Annotated in this window: 20 protein-coding genes; 3 read left to right on the forward strand and 17 right to left on the reverse strand. The window is 45.3% G+C overall.

What is annotated here, in order from left to right; genetic code table 11:
• Position 1: 1 nt before the first annotated feature.
• The 8 genes from KCTCHS21_RS26330 to KCTCHS21_RS26365 all read right to left on the reverse strand — a co-directional run bounded on the left by KCTCHS21_RS26330 (position 2) and on the right by KCTCHS21_RS26365 (position 9,139).
• Positions 2-1,117, reverse strand: a complete 1,116-nt coding sequence (locus KCTCHS21_RS26330) for a carbon-phosphorus lyase complex subunit PhnI (RefSeq protein WP_130615011.1) — start codon at positions 1,115-1,117, stop codon at positions 2-4.
• Between the two features lies 1 nt (position 1,118).
• Positions 1,119-1,733, reverse strand: a complete 615-nt coding sequence (gene phnH / locus KCTCHS21_RS26335) for a phosphonate C-P lyase system protein PhnH (RefSeq protein ID WP_130615013.1) — start codon at positions 1,731-1,733, stop codon at positions 1,119-1,121.
• 2 nt (positions 1,734-1,735) lie between these two features.
• Positions 1,736-2,182: a phosphonate C-P lyase system protein PhnG gene (gene phnG, locus KCTCHS21_RS26340; protein WP_130615015.1), complete on the reverse strand. Its 447-nt coding sequence runs from the start codon at positions 2,180-2,182 to the stop codon at positions 1,736-1,738.
• A gap of 140 nt (positions 2,183-2,322) precedes the next feature.
• The gene (locus KCTCHS21_RS26345) at positions 2,323-3,108 is read right to left on the reverse strand and encodes a DeoR/GlpR family DNA-binding transcription regulator (protein ID WP_130615017.1); all 786 of its coding nucleotides are present in this window, start codon (positions 3,106-3,108) and stop codon (positions 2,323-2,325) included.
• Positions 3,109-3,193: 85 nt separating this feature from the next.
• Positions 3,194-4,900, reverse strand: a complete 1,707-nt coding sequence (locus KCTCHS21_RS26350; RefSeq protein ID WP_130615020.1) for a putative 2-aminoethylphosphonate ABC transporter permease subunit — start codon at positions 4,898-4,900, stop codon at positions 3,194-3,196.
• Positions 4,901-5,019: 119 nt separating this feature from the next.
• Positions 5,020-6,057, reverse strand: coding sequence for a putative 2-aminoethylphosphonate ABC transporter ATP-binding protein (locus KCTCHS21_RS26355; RefSeq protein WP_130616710.1), 1,038 nt, complete (start codon positions 6,055-6,057; stop codon positions 5,020-5,022).
• A 367-nt stretch (positions 6,058-6,424) separates the two neighbouring features.
• Positions 6,425-7,558, reverse strand: coding sequence for a putative 2-aminoethylphosphonate ABC transporter substrate-binding protein (locus KCTCHS21_RS26360; RefSeq protein ID WP_130615022.1), 1,134 nt, complete (start codon positions 7,556-7,558; stop codon positions 6,425-6,427).
• 402 nt (positions 7,559-7,960) lie between these two features.
• Positions 7,961-9,139: a PQQ-dependent sugar dehydrogenase gene (locus KCTCHS21_RS26365; protein ID WP_130615024.1), complete on the reverse strand. Its 1,179-nt coding sequence runs from the start codon at positions 9,137-9,139 to the stop codon at positions 7,961-7,963.
• A gap of 324 nt (positions 9,140-9,463) precedes the next feature.
• Between KCTCHS21_RS26365 and KCTCHS21_RS26375 the strand changes: the two genes are divergently transcribed.
• A complete protein-coding gene (locus KCTCHS21_RS26375) occupies positions 9,464-10,120 on the forward strand; it encodes a hypothetical protein (RefSeq protein ID WP_130615028.1) in 657 nt (218 codons plus the stop codon).
• Here KCTCHS21_RS26375 and KCTCHS21_RS26380 read toward each other — a convergent pair.
• The 5 genes from KCTCHS21_RS26380 to KCTCHS21_RS26400 all read right to left on the reverse strand — a co-directional run bounded on the left by KCTCHS21_RS26380 (position 10,108) and on the right by KCTCHS21_RS26400 (position 14,638).
• The gene (locus tag KCTCHS21_RS26380; RefSeq protein ID WP_130615030.1) at positions 10,108-10,548 is read right to left on the reverse strand and encodes a cell wall hydrolase; all 441 of its coding nucleotides are present in this window, start codon (positions 10,546-10,548) and stop codon (positions 10,108-10,110) included. The two genes, KCTCHS21_RS26375 and KCTCHS21_RS26380, sit on opposite strands and share 13 nt — an antisense overlap.
• 64 nt (positions 10,549-10,612) lie before the next feature.
• Positions 10,613-11,833 (reverse strand): MFS transporter, encoded by a 1,221-nt coding sequence (locus KCTCHS21_RS26385; protein WP_130615032.1) that lies wholly within the window; start codon positions 11,831-11,833, stop codon positions 10,613-10,615.
• A gap of 72 nt (positions 11,834-11,905) precedes the next feature.
• Positions 11,906-12,556: a sugar O-acetyltransferase gene (locus KCTCHS21_RS26390; protein ID WP_130615034.1), complete on the reverse strand. Its 651-nt coding sequence runs from the start codon at positions 12,554-12,556 to the stop codon at positions 11,906-11,908.
• A 40-nt stretch (positions 12,557-12,596) separates the two neighbouring features.
• Entirely contained in the window at positions 12,597-13,226 is a 630-nt protein-coding gene (locus KCTCHS21_RS26395; RefSeq protein WP_130615036.1) for a sugar O-acetyltransferase, read from the reverse strand.
• Between the two features lie 38 nt (positions 13,227-13,264).
• Positions 13,265-14,638: an MATE family efflux transporter gene (locus KCTCHS21_RS26400; RefSeq protein WP_232057969.1), complete on the reverse strand. Its 1,374-nt coding sequence runs from the start codon at positions 14,636-14,638 to the stop codon at positions 13,265-13,267.
• Positions 14,639-14,820: 182 nt separating this feature from the next.
• Between KCTCHS21_RS26400 and KCTCHS21_RS26405 the strand changes: the two genes are divergently transcribed.
• Positions 14,821-15,660 (forward strand): helix-turn-helix transcriptional regulator, encoded by an 840-nt coding sequence (locus KCTCHS21_RS26405; RefSeq protein ID WP_232057970.1) that lies wholly within the window; start codon positions 14,821-14,823, stop codon positions 15,658-15,660.
• Between the two features lie 24 nt (positions 15,661-15,684).
• Here KCTCHS21_RS26405 and KCTCHS21_RS26410 read toward each other — a convergent pair whose 3' ends face one another.
• Complete coding sequence (locus KCTCHS21_RS26410) at positions 15,685-16,461, reverse strand: DeoR/GlpR family DNA-binding transcription regulator (RefSeq protein ID WP_130615038.1); 777 nt, start codon at positions 16,459-16,461, stop codon at positions 15,685-15,687.
• Between the two features lie 190 nt (positions 16,462-16,651).
• Here KCTCHS21_RS26410 and KCTCHS21_RS26415 point away from each other — a divergent pair, with 190 nt between their 5' ends.
• Entirely contained in the window at positions 16,652-17,191 is a 540-nt protein-coding gene (locus KCTCHS21_RS26415) for a hypothetical protein (protein ID WP_130615041.1), read from the forward strand.
• A gap of 88 nt (positions 17,192-17,279) precedes the next feature.
• Here the strand turns inward: KCTCHS21_RS26415 and bioC are convergent, their stop codons facing one another.
• From bioC to bioF, 3 genes are read right to left on the reverse strand one after another with little or no spacing between them, the layout of a single operon-like run.
• Positions 17,280-18,137, reverse strand: coding sequence for a malonyl-ACP O-methyltransferase BioC (bioC, locus tag KCTCHS21_RS26420; RefSeq protein ID WP_130615043.1), 858 nt, complete (start codon positions 18,135-18,137; stop codon positions 17,280-17,282).
• Positions 18,118-18,915, reverse strand: a complete 798-nt coding sequence (locus KCTCHS21_RS26425) for an alpha/beta hydrolase (protein WP_130615045.1) — start codon at positions 18,913-18,915, stop codon at positions 18,118-18,120. Before KCTCHS21_RS26425 ends, bioC begins: the two co-directional genes overlap by 20 nt.
• Complete coding sequence (gene bioF, locus KCTCHS21_RS26430; RefSeq protein WP_179952642.1) at positions 18,912-20,090, reverse strand: 8-amino-7-oxononanoate synthase; 1,179 nt, start codon at positions 20,088-20,090, stop codon at positions 18,912-18,914. Before bioF ends, KCTCHS21_RS26425 begins: the two co-directional genes overlap by 4 nt.
• Between the last annotated feature and the right edge of the window lie 13 nt (positions 20,091-20,103).

Genomic DNA, 20,103 nt, shown 5'->3' on the forward strand with positions numbered 1-20,103 from the left:
ATCAAGTCCCCTTCCGGTTAATGGAGCGGGCTCGCGCGAGTTCCGCTTGGAAATCTACATAGTGCGGCAGCTTGAAGTGCGAAATAAATCCGGATGACTCTATGCCGTCGATATGGTAGAGGACAAACTCCTCGTCTTCCGCGGGGGTTGCCGCATGGCCCGCCTCGGATTTCATCGAGCTATCCAAGATACCCATCGCGATAACCTTGTCTTCGTTATGACCGAAGCATAAGCCGTATCCGATACCAAACTGTACAGAATCGCTAGCTTCGTCATCCTCACGCACAACTATCTCGGCTTCCGAAATAAGCACCTTTCCGATGCATATCGATTCTCCTTCATATATAGGATGAGGGATTTCCAACGAAACGTAACCGACGCGAAGCTCTCCGATTGTTGGATGAACGTCACCGTAACCCCTTGCGCTGGAATAGGCCAGTGCAAGCAAGGCACCCGTCTCGCCACGTGCCATCAATTGCAAGCGAGCGGCGCGGGAAGCTGGAAAACTAATAGCATTGCGCGTGATATCATCCACCGTGGCGTCCTCTTGTTCTGCCACCTGTTTGTCCGCCAATAAACCCTCGCTACGAAGTAAATCAATTACGCGTGGGAACGATGGAAGCGGCTCATCTTTCGACTCTCCATCTATCTCGTTAATTTCCGAGTGTTTGAAATATTCAGTTAGAAATGAACGAACATTTTCCTCGTTCTCATCCAATAGCTCCATCTGCAGCATTCTTCTCGAATAATCTCGAGTCGGACCTAGGTATTGCCCTCCCGGAATATCCTTAAAGGTCGCCGACACACGACGGATAATGTCCATATCCGACGTATCGATCGGCTGCGAGTAGAGGTTACGTGGAAGCGTGGAACGAAACGCCCTGATGAGGAAGGACGCCTCAATCGCATCGCCTTCCGCTTGCTTCAGCGCAAGGGCCGCAAGCAAAGGATCATAAAGTGAGCCCTCTCCCATCACCCGATCGACGGCGAGCCGCATTTGATTCATGATTTGGGAGACCTCTATCGGAGGATCACCGGCTTGGCACCTATATACTTTCAGCAGCTTTTCCGCTTCCTTAATCGCGCGTTGACCACCTGTGACAGCGACGTAAGCCATTTTAGAGCACCTCCCATTGGAGCTTAGTGCTGCGTGGAATACAGCATACGTTGCCGATTAAATCCACGAATATCCAATCGGTTCCAAGCGGAAATTGTTGATTACTCTCTTGCCATTGATCCACCAGCGCCGGCGGGAAGCCATCCAGAAAGACGCGGCTCTCTCCCTTAACTCCCGGTCCCGTTAGGATCAGTCGTACGCTGTTGAGCCCGTTTGCGATTCCTCCGCCAAGAGACTGCTCGCCAATTGCGTTTACTTGATAGATGATCGTGGCGTTCTCGTCCGGATAGTGGAAGTTTCCCCGCTTGCATCCTGCAACGTCGAACACGACTCCCCCCGTGACTAATACGTAATCGCTTTGTTCCAATGGCTTAGTCTTGGAATGAGTAAGCAACTGAATATCTTTCGCCAACGCACCTTCCGTTCCGCATAGGTGGAAGCTGACTTCCTGATCGAGCAACGTCGCCCCGATTCCAAGCATATATCGAAGAGCGAATGCTCTCTGATGATAAGAAAATGGCTGTATCTCGACTATCTTGCCCGGACGCGCCATAGCATCCATCAGCTTTCGGAACGTTTCTTGCGTATAATGCACCTTTTCAACAATCGCTTCCATCCTTATTCCTCCTGCTCCGTGTCCATCACTTCAAAATCGACAAGCGTACGCTGGATCTGTTGGAAGCTTTGCTTTCTAGCTTCCAATTGAATTCCTTGTTGCACATGCAGCCAATCCTGCAATTGTATTTTTAAGCTATCCCATTTTGCGTCATCGGAATGGTAAATCGCATCTATGAGTGCTAGCGTGTAAGCTTTATCCGCGTCATTCCCCATCGTTACTCCGTAACCAAGCGTTCCATCTAGCATGACGGTGGAATCGGATATGAGAATTTCACCGACATTAAACGCTTGACCTGTGACAGACTCACTAGCCCTCATCATAACCAGACCTAAAGCCGGGGAGTGTATGGCTTCCGAGATGCCCAAGCTCTCAATTTTGCCTTTCCATTCCACTAATTCTTCGCTAGGCAATGCTGTTAAGGTTTGTGTTCTTTCTTTAGCATTCATCCGTTATCCCTCCACATTCGAAACAAATAACATTTATTTAATACACAATTTAATTTCATTTAATTGTTTTATCATTGATTGATGGTCAAAAGAATGCCCTCGAGCGAACTCGAGGGTATTTAGTTCATTACTCATTCGCTTTATTTCGCTTCGATCCATGTCACATGCTTATCATGCAACGGAGCAATCCATTCTTTTGGGGCGGATATGTCGCTGATGATGAGATCAATTTCCTTCAAATCCGCGATTTTGAAAAATTGCATTTGCCCGAACTTCGATTGATCCGTTACAACGATCGTTTGCTTGGAACGCTCTATCATCTTGCGGGCCAGCTGCCCTCGCTGTACGTCAAAGCCGGTAATGCCTTTGTCTACCATCATGCCGTCAATGGAAATGTACGCCTTATCCGCGTAGAACGACTCCACCATCTTTTCCGCGAACGTACCCGACGAGCGGGATTGGGAAGAGTCGATCTTACCGCCGATGAAATAAATTTCCCCGTTGAACAATCCTCTATTGTTGTAATCGATGAGCATATATAAGCCGGCAACCGATATGGTTAGCACTGTAATATTTTTCTTATTTAGCAAATAATCGATTATCTGTAGCGTAGTCGTACCGTCATCGATGAAGACGACATCGTTATCCTCCACCAGAGAAGCAGCAGCCCGGCCGATCCGTCGCTTTTCCTCCGAGAACAAAACCTCTCTCTTGAAATAGATAGGTTCCTCGCGGGCAACATTAATCTTGATGGCGCCGCCGTATACTCGCTTAAGCTTATTATCCTCTTCGAGCTCCTCCAGATAACGGCGAATCATTTCGGAAGACACTTTCAGCTTCTCGACTAAATCGTAGGTTTTGACCTTCCCCTCCAAATTCAGCTGTTGCAAAATGTAATCCTTCCGTTCTTCACCGATTAACGACATGTACGAGCCCTCCAGCAAATGTGATAACCTCGTTAATTCTTACCCGATACGGACGCGCTCGATGTATTCCGCCAATGGCCGTTTGTTATTTCACATTTTGCCAGCGTTCCGTCCTTTGCTTCAGCTTACGCACGACTGTCTCATATAGGGTTCTAACGACAATATTACTCACAACGATCAGAGTAGCCATGGCTGCTGCTGCTGCCGTATCTCCCGCATCGTCCATGTTAACGATCGATACCGAAGCCAGGTTGAAATCCGCGGCCCGGAGGAAAACGACGGCAGACACAGTCACCATCGAATTGACGAAGAAATAAACGGCGATTTCAATGATCGCCGGAAGCGATAATGGAACTGTAACCTTCAGGAACGTCCGGTAAAAAGGAACTCTCATCGATTCGGAGACAAGCTCGAATTCCTTGTCCAGCTTCTTAAGCGACGCGGTCGCAGTAATGAACGGAACGGAATAAAAGTGCACGATGTTCGCCAGTACGATAATCCACATCGTTCCGTACAATCCGTTGAGCGGATTGTGAGGATCATTAAAAAAGAAAATATAGGCCAAGCCGATAACCATTCCGGGAAGCGCAAGCGGCAATAAAGACAAGAAATAGCTTACTTGACGCAAACCCTTAAGAAAACGAGATTTCTCGATCATATAGGCAAAAAGGAAGGTGAATAACGTACCGATAATAGCCGTTAAGAAGGATACCTTCAGGCTGTTCAAATACGGTTGAAGCCCTCCCGCGGCTACTTTGGAGAAATCAAAATGCTTTAAGCCAAAAGATAAATCGTAAGGCCAGACATTAACCAAAGAAGCGAATAACGTCGTCAGGAGTGGTAACAAGATCGCTATAGACACTACGACACAATAAACGGTGAAAAGTGTATCCCGCCATTTCCCTTCTTGCGTCCGATAAGGAGTCGACTTCGCAGAGAGCATGGATTTCTGTTTGCGATCAACGATTCGATCTACCACGAATGCAATAATTGCAGGGATTGTGAGCAGAATGCCTACTGTCGCTCCCATCGACATGTTTTGCTGGCCGATGACTTGCTTGTAAATATCGGTGGCGAGCACGTTGAACTGTCCGCCGATTGCCTGAGGAGCACCAAAATCGGTAAAGCTAGCGGTAAAACAAACGAAAATCGCGCTGATCAGTCCATATTTCATCGCAGGAAGTGTCACTGTGAAAAACTTGCGTAGTGAACCTGCTCCAAGACTTCCCGCAGCTTCATATAAGCGGTAATCCGTTATAGCCAAAGTCGTAATAAAGATTAGATAGGCTTGCGGGAACGTATAGATGACTTCAGAGACGATAATGCCGAATGGGCCGTATAACGGAAGCTTGATGCCCGGAAACGCACCGAAAAATCCAGTCGTCACCAAGCCTTGATTTCCAAACAAATAAGTTAACGATATCCCGTGCATCATCGTCGGAGCGAATAAGGGAAGCATCGCCACGTATTTGAAGTAGCCCTTGCCTCGAATTCCGGTACGGCTAATTCCGAATGCGTAGAAGAAAGCCAACGTAACCGCAATGACGGTCGAAACCGTAGAAATATACAGCGTATTCTTTAATGATTGGACAAGCGAAGCAGATGAAAAGTACTTCACGAAATTCGCCAATCCAACAAAGCTACCTCCCTGATTCTCGAACGCTTTAGAGAATAGCGACCAAAGAGGAAGAAGAATTGTAAGCAGCAAGGCAAGCGTTGTGCCTAAGATTAACGCCCACTGGATAAAGTCGGTGCCGCTCCACCTTTGACGTAACTTTCTAATCATAATCATCGTTGGTTCTCCTTTAAGTGCAAGTTCACAAAGTCCGGTTTTCAGCACCAAAAAGGTTGGATGAAGCTAGGGACTGAGAAGCAGTCTTGGCGAAACCTACTGCTTTTTGAACATCCTCTTTAAGCATGAATCCTTGCTTCGGACGTAAAAGAGATCAGCTTCTCCTTAGGCACTTCCAACGAAACAATGCCATTTTTCATCAGCTGCAGATGGTTCGAAACATGCGCGGAGACGTCGACCGTGATCGAATCATGACCACCACCCGCTTCTACGGACTCTGTTTCGAGCAATAGCCTGTAGAAAGAACCGCGAAACTCAATGTTTTTGACAATGGCGGACACGCCTTCGCCCGTTCCTTCGGCGGAAATGCGTATATGCTCGGGTCGAACAGCCCAACGCGGAGTCGGAGCCGCACCTTCGCTCTTGTCATGCAGAAAATTAATCGAGCCGATGAAGTCCGCCACAAAAGGAGAGTTCGGCTGCTCGTACACCTCCTGCGGAGTACCGATCTGTTGCACCTCAGCATTATTCATGACCACGATCCGATCGGACATCGTGAGCGCTTCCTCCTGATCGTGCGTAACCATAATCGTCGTTATGCCTAGTCGCTCCTGCAGTTCTCTTATTTCGTGGCGAAGCCTCACCCTTACCTTCGCATCCAATGCCGACAGCGGCTCGTCGAGCAGCAGGAAATCTGGAGATAATACGATTGCGCGCGCTAATGCGATTCGTTGCTGCTGTCCTCCGGATAATTGGGAAGGATAACGCGAGCTTGCATGAGATAAATCGACCAGCTTCAGAACATGCTGTACCTTTTCCCCGATGTCTTTCTTGGAGAAGCTCTTGCCTTGCAGCCCGTAAGCCACATTCTGGTAGGCCGTCAAATTCGGAAACAAGGCATAGGACTGAAATACCATTCCGAAGTTTCGCTTCGCCGGCGGAAGCATGGAAATATCTTTCCCACCAGCTAATATGCGGCCGCTCGACGCCTTTTCCAAGCCCGCAATAATGCGAAGCAATGTCGTTTTGCCGCAGCCGCTCGGACCGAGCAAGCAGACAAACTCGTTCTTATGAATTTCAAGATTAACGTCCTTCAAAGCAGCAACCGTGCCAAATGATTTATTAATTCCTTGAATTGTCAGATGAGGTTTGTTCATCATGTCCTCCCTTATAACAACTTTTAGTTAGCTTTGTTCGGTTGTGTATTCCTATTTCTAGTATAAAAGAGAAATGATAACCCCATGTTAACGCAATGTAATTTGTTTGTTTTTTGTTTTATTTAGTTTTGTTTGGTTGTCATTCTGTTCTTGTGTGCTATGCTAGACTATCGAGATTGCTCCACATTATAGTAGGATCTGGATATTTATTTCTCCATAGAGATGACAGTCTTGTTGGTTTTGCTTTGAATCGCTTTGGACTTTGTATGATTGGACGGTTTAAAACAAGAAATAGCTGATGCAAACGATAGTTTGCGTATCAGCTATTCAATGTTTCGTCTGTTATTGGCTTTTAGGTTATTGGCTATTAAGTTTTCGGTTCGCTCTTCGTACTGTAACGCTTGTCCCACTCCGTCAAAGTACCTTCGCGGTTTTTCGCGGCCTCGCTCAAGTCGTTCTTAATAAGCTGTTGAACAGGATCCTTTTTATATCCTTCTGGTATAGCAGTGGAATCGCTCTTCACAGCAAGAATAGCATAGTTTTTGTTGTATTCCTTCATAGCGTCTTCGCTGATCGCCCAATCTAGGAAATTTTGTGCGGCTTGCTTAATCGTCTCTTTTTTCATAAGCGCATTGGCTTCCAAATCCCATCCCGAGCCTTCAGTGGGGAATACAACTTCAACCGGAGAACCTTTTTGCGCTTCTTGAATTCCGCGATAGCCGAATGATATGCCGATTGGATATTCTCCCGTTCCGGCAAGCTTGGCAGGTTTAGAACCAGAGTGAACGTACATTGCCATGTTCTGGTCTAGCTTGTCTAGGAACTCCCAGCCTTTATCCTGTCCCATTAGTTGAAGAACGCCCGATACGGTCAAGTATCCAGTTCCGGAAGAAGACGGGTTAGGCATCGTGATCAAACCTTTGTATTCCGGCTTCAGCAAATCTTCATAGCTTTGCGGAATGGCCAGGCCGAGCTTTTCTATTTCCGTTTTATTCACAACGAACGCCGTTTCCCAAGCGTCGATGCCTACCCAACGCGTTTGTTCGTTTTGGGAATCTTTGAATTCCGGTAATATGCGATCTACGCCTTCCGGAGAATATCCCTCAAGCATCCCGTTCTGATCTAACACGAGCAAGCTTGTCGCTGCCAAGCCCCAGACTAAATCGGCTTGCGGGTTGCTTTTCTCGGCAAGTAGCTTAGCCGTTATGATTCCCGTCGAATCACGTACGAAGTTCAGCTTAACGTCCGGATATTTAGCCTTATATGTTGCAAGATAAGCTTGAATTTGGTCATCTTCCAATGCGGTATAAATCGTTAGTTCCTTGCTTTCCTTATCAATTTTTACTCCCTCGGGACTCTCTGATGCCGTTGGGCTAGTCGATGCATTGCTTGGGTCGACATTACCCGTGCCGTTGTTGTTTGCGGATTCGTTCTTACCGCATGCTGCAACGATCGTCATCGTGAGGATCAACGTTAAAATAATTAATAATTGCTTTTTCATGGCTTTTGTTTCTCTCCCTAGTTATCTAATTTTCTTTCTTCTCTCAATATAAAATAGAAGTGTAAACTCACTATTAAGTACAAGTTAATTTATTGTTTTTTATTAGTTATTAGTTGTTTTTCCTTTTACTTAAACATGGATTCTATTGTTTAGATTGAAGGAATGCTTGTCTCTATCATTCCGATTTAAGCTTTAGCGAATACTCAAATAGATTTGCATTTCATCTTGCAATTATAGACCGGTTTTTTTGTACTTAAGAGAAGGTGTACTAGTCGGAATATTATCGTTAGACAAATAAAATACACAGGCTATTGGCCTGTGCATAGTAATTGATAAAGAATTTGAGAATGAACGCAATAAGATGATTAGCCTATGATAGACTCGCGGTCCAGTCACCGAATATCAGGTCTGAAGAGGCGTTATCGCTAAAATCTGCCCGTCCTGAGTGCAAATATAAAGCTCACCCGAAGAGTCCCTGCCAAAAGAAGTAATATTCGCGTCTGATTGCAGTAGCATCCGGTTTTCTACCTTCCCATCCTTGCTTTGATGCAGCGCCCAAATCGAGCCCGAACCGTAATCCGCATAGATATACCAGCCTTCCAGCTCAGGCAATCGTTCACCTCGGTATACATAACCTCCCGTTACAGATACCCCCTGATCACGTCCATATGTAAATATAGGCTGCTCTAATCCCTCTTTATCACAACCGGTCTGAGGATTGAAGCACTCGGTACCTTCTTGAATGCGCCACCCGTAGTTTCCACCCTTCTTTATAACATTAATTTCTTCATATAGATTCTGACCAACATCAGCCCCCCATAGCTTGCCATCTGCTTCGTCGAAGCTGAATCTCCATGGGTTGCGAAGTCCGTATGCATAAATTTCTGGCATTCCTTGATCTATGTAAGGATTGTCAGAGGGAATATCGTATGAGCGTTCCCCCGTTGGCCGATCAACGTCGATTCGAAGGATCTTGCCAAGCAAGCTCTGAAGGTTCTGGCTGTTATTGTGCGGATCTCCGCCACTTCCGCCGTCTCCTGTAGCGATATATAGATAGCCATCCGGTCCGAATGCTAATTGTCCTCCATTGTGATTGGAGAACGGCTGCTCAATGGTTAATAGGATCTGCTCGCTGGTGGGATCTAGGTGTCCCGGGTTTGACGGATCAGCATCAAAGCGTGCGATAATGGTATGTGTTTCTGTCGTGTAATTCACGTACGCCAGATTATTGCGGGTCGGATGAAAGGCAAGTCCCAGTAATCCCTGCTCGCCCTCCTTTTTGTAGACGCGATCCGTAATATCTAGCACCTCTTCGGCCTTATCCGTCGGTCGCTTAATATTCTTGCTTACGATGCGACCAGATTGCTCGACGATGTATACGAGATCGGCATAACCTTGTCGAAGCTCCATGCCCACCGGCCTATCAAAGAGCTGTTCTCCAAAAACATTCTTAACTGCAATTGCATTCGTGTTCTCTTCGGCAGAAGCCGGCTGAGTAACTACTGACTCTTCTGAGCCCCAGCAAGCCGTAAGGCTTACCAACAGCATGACTCCCGATATTGCCATTCCAAATCGTTTCATCCCTAGCAACCCCCTTTACATATGATCTTCGCATAAGAAATTAGGGAGTTCAAGGAACTTCCTACCCTTATTGAAATCTAATAGACCCATGCTCAATTGCACGAGTTACTGATCCACCGAATACTACGATGAGCCGAGCCTGGTTTGTTTTCGGCTCCTTATCGTTGCATTTTGCGAAGATGAGATGGGCTTGGTTCGTTTTCGGCTCGTCATCGTTGCATTTTGCGACGATGAGATGGGCTTGGTTTGTTTTCGGCTCGTCATCGTTGCATTTTGCGACGATGAGATGGGCTTGGTTTGTTTTCGGCTCGTCATCGTTGCATTTTGCGATACGATGAGATGGGCTTGGTTAGTTTTTGGATCGTCATCGTTGCATCTTGCGACGATGAGCTGGGCTTGGTTCGTTTTCGGATCGTCATCGTTGCATTTTGCAACGATAAGCAAGGGTTGGTTAGTTTTTGGATCGTCATCGTTGCATTTTGCGACGATGAGCCGGGCTTGGTTCGTTTTCGGATCGTCATCGTTGCATTTTGCGACGATGAGCCGGGCTTGGTTCGTTTTCGGATCGTCATCGTTGCATTTTGCGACGATGAGCTGGGCTTGGTTTGTTTTCGGCTCCTTATCGTTGCATTTTGCGACGATGAGCCGGGCTTGGTTCGTTTTCGGATCGTCATCGTTGCATTTTGCGACGATGAGCTGGCCTTGGTTGGTTTTCGGCTTCTTATCGTTGCATTTTGCGACGATGAGATTGGCTTGGTTCGTTTTTGGCTCGTCATCGTTGCATTTTGCGACGATGAGCTGGGCTTGGTTGGTTTTCGGAGCCTTATCGTTGCATTTTGCGACGATGAGATTAGCTTGGTTCGTTTTCGGCTCCTTATCGTTGCATATATTAAGAGAAAACGACAGCCGGTAACATCGGCTGTCGTCCCTTTGAGTTTATTGAACAAACGTTCCCTGATAGTTGAATATCAAGTATTATAAATATTTTCACATTCTTCCGCGGTCGGTTCATAAAAACAGTGCTTCTTCCATCGTCCTGCTTGCGGCTGATTATACCAGGTTGGCGGACATGGTCCAGGATTTTCGAACGTTCCCGGACGGAAATACCAAAGGGAGTATTTGCCTGGCCAATTCCGCTCCCCATTCACAGCCCGTTGCGCCAGACGGCGTTCCCTCTCTCTTGCGTTTTGATAGTAAAGACCATGCTGCAACGCTTCGAACGCATGCGGCTGGTTGATCATTTGGGGAATTGTCCGGATTCCTTTAAAATCAGAGCAATTCCCTCTTATTCGGTTAATGCCAACATTTCCAACAAGGAGCATGCCCATTTCGCCTTCGGTCTCAGCTTCAGCTCGAAGCAACCTTGCCAACATATCAACATCCTGTTTTCTGGCTTTTACGACTGCCATTAGCTCACCTCTTTAGATTTCTAGACTCATCTTATTGTAGGCGAAGCGGATGTGTGTACGATTTTCACAGTTTACTCCCGATTACTTGTTTACTTAAGATACGATTCACTATTTCTACACTTATCATCATTAGGGCAAGAAATATTAAGACAACAATTGGAAATAGGGATAAACCAATTTGTGAAGCAATAAGGCCAAACAGAGGGGGAAGCAATGTTGTTCCAGTGTAGGCAACGGCCATTTGGTACCCCATTAATTTGGCTGAATTATCTCTTCCGAAACGAGCAGGAGTTTCATGCAAAAGCCCAGGATAAATGGGAGCAAGACCTAATCCTATAAGAATAATCCCTATGAGAGAAACTGTATCCGGTAAAGGAAGTAGAAGAAGGATTCCCCCTACAATAGTTATTAACTGTCCATATCTAATTAAGACACGATTGCTGACCTGGAGCGAAATAAAGCCGGTAATTAACCTCCCTAGAGTAATTCCAGCATAATACAAAGATATCCATTCGGCAGCACTCTTAGCTGTCATTTCCCGCGGACCAACCAGATAACTGGCTCCCCATAGTCCTATGGTCATCTCCACGCCACAATAAAATAGAAAAGCGACTAGAGTAGGTTTCACACCTTTGATTTGTAGGATATTTACCTTCGTTACAGTTGAATCGACCAGCTCACGATCTGGTTTATTTGGAGTTCCACTCATTCTTGAACGTTCTTCATCACGCTTGGCAGCCACACGTTTCCAAAGAGGAAGCGTAACAAGCAATATAACAACGAGTGAAAACTGAACAATGGCTACCGCAACATATCCTCCCCTCCAGAAGTCGTTATCCCCTATATAGCCTGACATTACGATTGGACCCATTGTAGCCCCAACTCCCCAGAAACAATGGAGCCAATTCATATGATGAGCTTTGTAATTTTCAGCTACATAATGATTTAAAGCAGCATCAACAGATCCACCACCGAGTCCAAGAGGAATAGCAAAAATAATGAGCCACACCATTGAAGGTGAAATTGAAAATCCGAGTAACGCTCCTGCTGTTAATAAACAACTGATTAGAGTTACTTTTCCGGTACCAAGACGTTTCACTATAGCACCACTAGCTAAACTTGACACGATGGTCCCAGCGGCTATAGTCATTGACACAATTCCCGCCGATCCCATTGATGTCCCTAAGTCCTGCCACATTACAGGCCAAGCTGATCCAAGCAATGAATCTGGAAGACCAAGGCTGATAAAAGCAAGATATATAATGATTAAAAACCATGTAGCCATATTATTTCCCCTTAAATTGAAGCAATGTATAACTTGCCAATCATCGTTAAATGAATCTCTTTCATTACGTGTTTAGGACTCTAAATCCGGAATCACACGGCAATCTGCCAACACTTCCGGTTTAAACTCCATACTGTCCGCTTGTGTAATCTGGCGAATTACTCTGCATGGAACACCTGCAGCAAAGGAGCCTTCTGGGATATCTTGAGTCACCACACTACCCGCTCCTATAACGCATCCGTCTCCAATCGTAACACCGCCGCATACCGTTACATTCGCTGAGAGCCACACATCGTTTCCGATCGTCACAGGCTTGGCGTAGCATAGCGACTTAAGATCACCATTTTGATCAATCATCTGCCTGCGTTCAGAGGCGATGAACGGATGAATGGGTGTAACAATCGTTACATTAGGCCCAAAGCTGACATTATTCCCAATCGTAACCTTTGCATCGTCCTGTACGGTAAGATTGTAGTTGCCAAAGAAGTGATTTCCGATTTCTGTGTGAACCCCGTAATGAAAGAAGATAGGCCCCTGAATGAAGCTACGTTCCCCCAGCTTGCCAAGCAGCTGTTCAAGTATCTCTTTGCGTTCCTCTGTCTGTTCCTCAAAAGTGCGACTATATTGACTGCTAAGGTTATGTGCACGAAGCTTTATCGCCTTTAACTCAGGATTACCAGGACTAAATAAAATTCCCTTAAAAATCCGTTCTTCTTCAGTCATATTTTCATCTCCAATTTATTCGATCGAAACAATACTATTTTTACCATTCCACCTGATCAAAACGCATGTTTTTGTAATAAAAGATTTTGTCTTGATCCGTAATCTCTCGGAGGACTTTGCAGGGATTACCGACTGCTATTACATTGGCTGGAACATCTTTAGTTACTACACTTCCTCCCCCAATGACGCTTCCCTTTCCGATCGTAACACCCGGTAAAATGATTGCGCCGCCACCGATCCAAACGCCATCCTCTATAATGACCGGTAAGGCAAACATTCCACCTTCTTTGCGCTTTTCCGGGTGTACTGGATGGTTGGTCACAGCAATCGTTACATTTGGACCAAACATTACGTCATTTCCGATCGTAACCTTATAGTCATCAACAACCGTTAAATTAAAGTTGATATACACATTATTACCTACCGTAGTATTCGACCCGTAGGACATACGGATTGGGGGCTCCATCCATACATTTTCACCCATGCTCCCAAACAGCTGTTTCATCAGAATTTTCCGTCCATCCAGATCATCGGGATGCAATTGATTAATTTCGTAGCACAGAGTTTTGCCACGCTGGCGTGCACGAGATAGAGCAGCAGCTTCCTCTGGGTAATTAGAATCGTGATCGGTGAACAATTGACCGTTCTTCATTCGCTCTTGAATATTCATTCATTAGTCTCCTCTGGATATGACTTATACCAATTTCTTTAATGAGCTTGTTCAAAGTTTCTTGTAATATTGTTCAACCATTTGTATTGACGATATCTGATATAAGAAACAGGAAGCTTAACGACCTCATCCAAGCTAATTACGAGATACAACACGATGGGAGGTACTTGGTAAACAAAAGCACATAAGTAACCAAGTGGCAATATTATGCCCCACATCACAACCGTATCGCACCAAAACCCAAATTTAGAATCGCCGCCAGCAGTAAATATACCCGCAATGATCGTGGCATTCATCGATTTGGCAATACAATAAAAAGCACTGATATACAGCATGCCATCCAAGTAATTTTGTGCAGTAGTATTCAGGCTCACGATGGAGAAAACAAGTGGTTTTAGCGCCAAAATCGTGCAGCCAGCAATAAATCCAAAAACTAAAGCGTACAGGCTCATCCTGTTACCCGCATGCTTCGCTTTCTCAATCTCACCCTGCCCCAAGTATTTACCAATTAATACAGATCCACCGCTGGCAATACCTCCACATAGTACAACAGCCAGATTTTTGACCATAGATGCCACGGAGTTAGCTGCAACCATGTCAGAGCTTACATGACCGATAATGGCGGCTGTCGCAGTTAAAGCAATGCCCCAGACCATATAATTGCCTAGGATAGGCAAGGTGTATTTCCAGAAATCTTTTAACAAATTAATCTGGCTGCCTTTAGGTGTAGGAAGCCGGAAGCGAATCGTCCCTCTGGTAACGGAATGTACAATGCAGCAGGCAAGTTCAATGAAACGAGCTAAAACCGTTGAAAGGGCAACAGCCGCAACCGCGAGCTTAGGCATCGTCGGAAAGAGAAAAAAGATGCAGATTGCATTGAACAATATGTTCAAAATTAAGCATATTGAGCTAATTGAAGCACTCAGTCGTGCTTTTTCCATGCTTCTAATTACGGTGAGATACATCTGTGAAAGACCCATTGCAATATACGAGAAAGAAATCATTTGTAAAAACCTTGAACCATATTCTATTAATTCGTTATCCTTTGTAAAAAATCGCATTAGCGTTTCCGGAGCAAAGAACGTAACTGAAAAAAATATAACAGAGATACATAGCGAGAATGTGCAAGCTATACTGAGAACGCGCTGTATCGTTTCTAGATCTTTCTTGCCCCAATACTGCGCAGTAAGAACACCCGCTCCTGTTGCCATTCCCATGTAAAACAAGGTCAACGCAAAGGTAATTTGTCCTGCGAGCGATACAGCCGACATCGCAGTTTGGCTAATCATGCCCACCATGACCACATCTATTGAAATGACCAAAGCTGAGATCAGATTTTGCAATGCAATGGGAATAACGAGAGTCATAAGCTCCCGATTAAAATCACGGTTCATGGGTGCTGTTAGTTGCATAGGATTTTTCACCTTATTCTACCCTCTCTCCTTCCTGTCAAAAATTGAATGATATCAATATAGAACAAAATTTTTGTCCAATCTATTAAAATTGACTATATTATTATAAGAATCGTATATAGATCAAAGGAGTGTTCAACTTGATTAAAAACTTAGAGGTGTTTTCGGATTTATCGGAACGCTTGAATTATAATCTTCCTGATTTGCCCCTTTATGTTCGTAAAGGAAGCTTGAATCAATTTAATAATTATGCTGCTGCAGCGCATTGGCACTTAGATATAGAGTTCATTTATGTTCTGAAAGGAGCAATGGATTTTTCTGTTAACGGACATATTACTCGCATAGAACAAGGGCATGGAATTTTCGTGAATAGCCGCCGAATACATTTTGGTTTCTCCCATAATCATTTCGATTGTTTATTCATAGTTGTTGTCATTCACCCCGCCCTTCTTGGCGAAGGTGTATCCCCACTTCAAACCTATTGGAACGAAAAATTCAGTCAAACCACAGACGACTTTGTATTACTCACAAACCATGTTGCCTGGCAACAGAGCATATTGCTGTCTCTTCAAGCGATTTATGATGAAATGCACGATAGCCATTCCCCAAATCCGCTTAGCCTCGCTTCACAAGCTTTAGCTTTATGTGCCTTAACCGGAGATCACCTACAACGGAAGGTAGGGCAATCTGAAGACATAAATTTGTGGACAAATGTTCAGAAAATGACCCATTTCATCCGCCAGCACTACGAGAAAAAAATAACGCTAGAGGATATAGCATCGGCGGGAACTGTTTGCAAGAGTCGCTGCTGCACATTGTTTAATAAGTTTGTAGGTCAAACCCCTAACACGTATCTAACTAGATATCGAATTCAAAAAAGCTGTGAAATGCTGAAGGAAACAAAACGATCAATAAGCGAAATAGCACTGGCTTGTGGTTTCCAAAGCGGTAGTTACTTCACATCTATTTTCCGAAAACAGCTTGGTTTGGTGCCACAAGATTATCGAAAACAATCAAAATGAAGGTATTTAGTAAGTGCGCATGAGTTATTCAGTCATTCCTTCTTCTGAAACAATTAACAACTCAACGTTGTTCTGTTGAAGAATCTCTACAAAAGCCTGTTCAGGCTGTTTATCCGTTATCAGCAAGTCAATGGCTTCAAGCCCACAGACTCGATAGAACATTTGTGTCCCGAATTTCGTATGGTCGGCTAACACGACAATTTGCTTTGCTCGTTTAATCATCTCACGTTTAACAAACCCATCCTCTTCATTCAGGTAAAAGAGTCCATCAGGTGTAATGCCACAAGCCCCAAGAAACAATTTGTCTACTTGATAATCCCTTAGTTTGTCGATTGTCGATTGTCCAAATAAGAACCTATGCTGAGGATGCAATTCTCCCCCAAGAAGATACGTTCGAACAGCAGGCTTCTTGGAGAGTACATCCGCATTATCGATTGAATTTGTAACAACGACTACATTAGTAGAAGTAAGATGTTCGGCAGCAAATTGGACCGTCGTTGAAGCATCCATCAGAATGAAGTCGCCATCGTTAACAAGAGAGGCCGCAAAAACCCCGATCCTATGCTTCTCTTCTGATTCACGTACCAGACGTTCTCTGTATTCATGAACCTCATTCGCTTGTTTAGGGAGAATGGCTCCTCCATGCGTTCTGATGACTTGACCGATCTCTTCCATCCTTAAAAGGTCACGGCGAGCCGTGTCACGGGATACTCCGAAAAGATTGCAAATGTCCTGAATGCTAACACGCCCATGCTGCTTTATATAATCAACAATTTTGTTGAGACGTTCTTCCTGATACATTGTACCCTCACCACCAATTGCAGATATTTAAGTACTTATAAGCCATTATAAGTGTTTATCATGCAATTACAACTTGTTTTTTTAAGGCATCATCTGCTACACTGATCACAACTTCTTAAAAACTTGATAAGCATAGTGCTCTTTTTCCTTACAGTTCAATATGCATTGTGATGAAAGGTAGGAGAATACATTGGACATACCGAAAATAAAGGATGTTTCCAGTTGGGGGCAACACGGATTTGTTGTTTATCCCAAAGCTGTGACTCACTTTTATGTTCTCCGTTATCTGCAATGGCTGATAAGTGGCGGAACGAATGCCGCGTATTCCACTCATCATCAATCGTTATGGGATATTCGAATGTATGAGCCTGTCTATAATGCCTTCAGCGAAGTTCTAGGTGAGCAGGCATTAATGGTTAGTCTCGATCCGAGCGAGACTAATCAAATTCGAGGAAGGATATGTCTGCAAACAGAGATAATGATTCATAAAGGCAACAGTCCTCAGAGGATTAATAAGTGCGATCTCATTATTTTCGATGCGGAAAGATGTCATCTTGACCTTGATTTAGACTTCGATTCATTTTGGCTCCCCCTGACCATGATCCCCGCTAACAAATTCGATGACGTGACCAAACAAGAAAGAGTGCAGTATTGGCATGCGAAACCGTTTTGGACATACCTCTCCCCATTAGGATGCAAATTGTTAGGACTCGAATCTTGGGAAACTTGATAATGAAGTGGATTCAAAGCGCTTTAAAAAATACAGCGGCGTCTGGAACATTAAAAACAATGTTCTAGACGCCGCTGCCGTAATTGGGCTAAGATGCTTGGATCAATAGAAGGTCATAGCTAGCAGCAACACCTCCCTGTATGCTGAACTTCCCCTCGTATTCCTTATACATGCTGGCGAACAGTCGTCGCGAGCTGAGACCACGTATAGTAACAGCCTCAGAAGTACTGGCTCCCATCGCTTTTACCGTGTGAAGAAAATCTCTTGCTGAAGCATACTTTTCCGTATGAATCGAGCTTTCTGATTGGATACTTGAAAATCCCGATTCCTTGAGCACGCTGTTCCATTCATTTGGCGATAGAAACCGCAGTCCGTGCCGCTGCGGCTCCATTCCATTGGCTCGATAAACTTCATTGAAAGCCTTATGCATCTCGCAAAATGTATCAGGCCCGAATGTCGTGAATATGAGCGCGCCTCCAGGACGAAGCATCCGCCGAAGGTGACCAAGTGTTTGCTTAGGATTGCTCAGCCATTGAAAGCAGGCGTTGGAGACGATGAGATCAAACGAGGATGTCGGAGCATTTTCCGCCCACATTTCAACATCAGCATGAAGAAAACGTAAACGATCCGGAGTCATTTTTCTAATGCGATTAAAGTTCGCTTCATCTAATAGGACACGTTGTTCAGCCAATTGGATCATCGCGGGCGCAATATCAATTGCAGTAATGCTCGCACTGGGCCATTCCGTGACTAGAATCTCGGTCAGCGCCCCCGTGCCGCAGCCGATCTCAACAATGTGGGGCCCGGCTATGTTACTTTTGTTCTTCCACCCTAAGAAAGATTTTGCAAGCCGATCTGACATCAAACGCTGAACATGAGCGTGAGCGTCATACGAATTGGCACTACGGTTAAATTGACGTCGGATATCACTTATCCTGCTGCTCATGCCACCATCTCCTAAGTTCATTAGCTATTTGGTCTTCCCTTCCTAAGAACGGGGCATGCCCGCAGGCAGGTATCGTCAATAGCTTTGCTTTTGGTAACTGGGCGATAAGCTCCAATGCAGCGCCATAAGGACAAATACTATCCTCAGTCCCGTGCACAAGAAATACTGGACAAGTGATGCTCTTCAGCTGAGACAAGCATTCCTCGCTTCGCAAGACTTGAAGACCTGCGATTAGCGCTGGGTTTGTCCAGCTACCGATTGAGGGAAGACATTCGCCTAGATGAGTCTTCCATTCTGACTCAGTGAACATCAGCTGTCGGAACTTTGATTCAACGCCTTGCCGATCCTTAACGAGCCCTGTAATCATTTTCCTAACGTATATATCTGCCCAACCGAGGTCAGACTCCTCTTTGGACCTCGTAAATTGAGCAGTTGCCCCGAACAACACAAGGCCATCAGCGAACCCTTGGATCGCTAGTCTCAGTGCCAGTAAACCTCCGAGAGACCATCCTCCGATCAACAGTGGACCGTGGAAAGCCTTTGTCCTACAAGCCTCTCCATCCAAATACAGAAGTTTTTTTACTGCTCTTTCAGTCAAGAGCAGCATTTCCTCTGGAGAATCAGCATCACTGTAATCTACAGAAATATGATGGAAATCCGGAAGTAACTCACGAGTCCGATCGAATATCGTATCCGGCATACTCCATCCGCACAGCCATAAAATGGTGCCGCTTGTCTGTGGCTGAGTTTTCACTGAATCAAAATCCAATGTAATCATGGACTCAACACCCGTAGTCGAAGTCCGATGCTGTGGATGCGTTCGGCTGCATTGATCAACTCCTTATCAGTGTGAACGGCTGATAAGGAAAAGCGAATGCGCGCTGTGCCATCAGGCACAGTAGGTGGACGGATGGCAACTGCTATGATCCCCTCTTCTTCTAGCGCTCGGCTGAAGCGTAAGGCCGTATCGTTATCGCCGACGATTAAAGGTACGATTGGGGAGTTGCCTGCACCGATGTTAAACCCGGCGTCACAAAGCGAGGACCGAAATAACCCGGCTGCCGCATAAAGCCTTTCTCGACGCCAGTGTTCCTTTTGTACCAAATCTAACGACTTTGAAATGCCAGCTACGATAGAAGGTGGCAACGCAGTTGAATAGATGAGCGGTCTAGCCTTGTTCACCAGCCATCGAATTAGCGTGCGGCTACCACAAATATAAGCGCCATAGACACCGAAGGATTTGCTGAATGTTCCCATATGAATATCCACATCATTCTGCAGCCCGAGCTCATGACACAATCCCTCGCCTCGCCCCCCGTAGATTCCCCCACTATGTGCCTCATCCACCATCAGCATCGCTCCGTACTCGCGTTTAAGCTCAGCTAGCACACGCAATGGAGCCTGATCGCCATCCATGGAGAAAACAGAGTCTGTAACGATCAGCTTACGCCTTTTATCACGATACTTGTTTAATAGCGTACGCAAATGTTCCATATCGTTATGACGGTACCGAGCATGCTCCGCACGGCTCAATACAATGCCGTCCACCATACTCGCATGGTTCAACTTATCGCTGAAAACAACATCTCCTCGGTCTACTAGTGCACTAATAACACCTGAATTAGCCATATATCCATTAGCAAAAACTAGCGCAGCTTCGCAGTTTTGCCAATCGGTCAGTGCTTCTTCTAGTCGACGATAAGACATGTGGTTACCTGTTACATGGCGTGAAGCTCCTGAGCCAGCTCCTTCCGTAAGCAGAGCCTCACGCATCACTTCAAGTATCGCAGGATGCTGGGAGAGTCCAAGATAGTCATTGGACGACATGTTGAGTAACACTTGTTCTCCGCGCAACGTATAGCCAGGAGATCCCGACACTGAGTTACTTGTACGCAAGGAACGCTCCAACGAAGCATCAGCCATTAATTCAAGCTCTTTTTCCATCCAGTACATCGTTGGCACCGCC

The sequence above is a fragment of the Cohnella abietis genome, assembly GCF_004295585.1.
In the GTDB taxonomy this organism is placed as follows: domain Bacteria; phylum Bacillota; class Bacilli; order Paenibacillales; family Paenibacillaceae; genus Cohnella; species Cohnella abietis.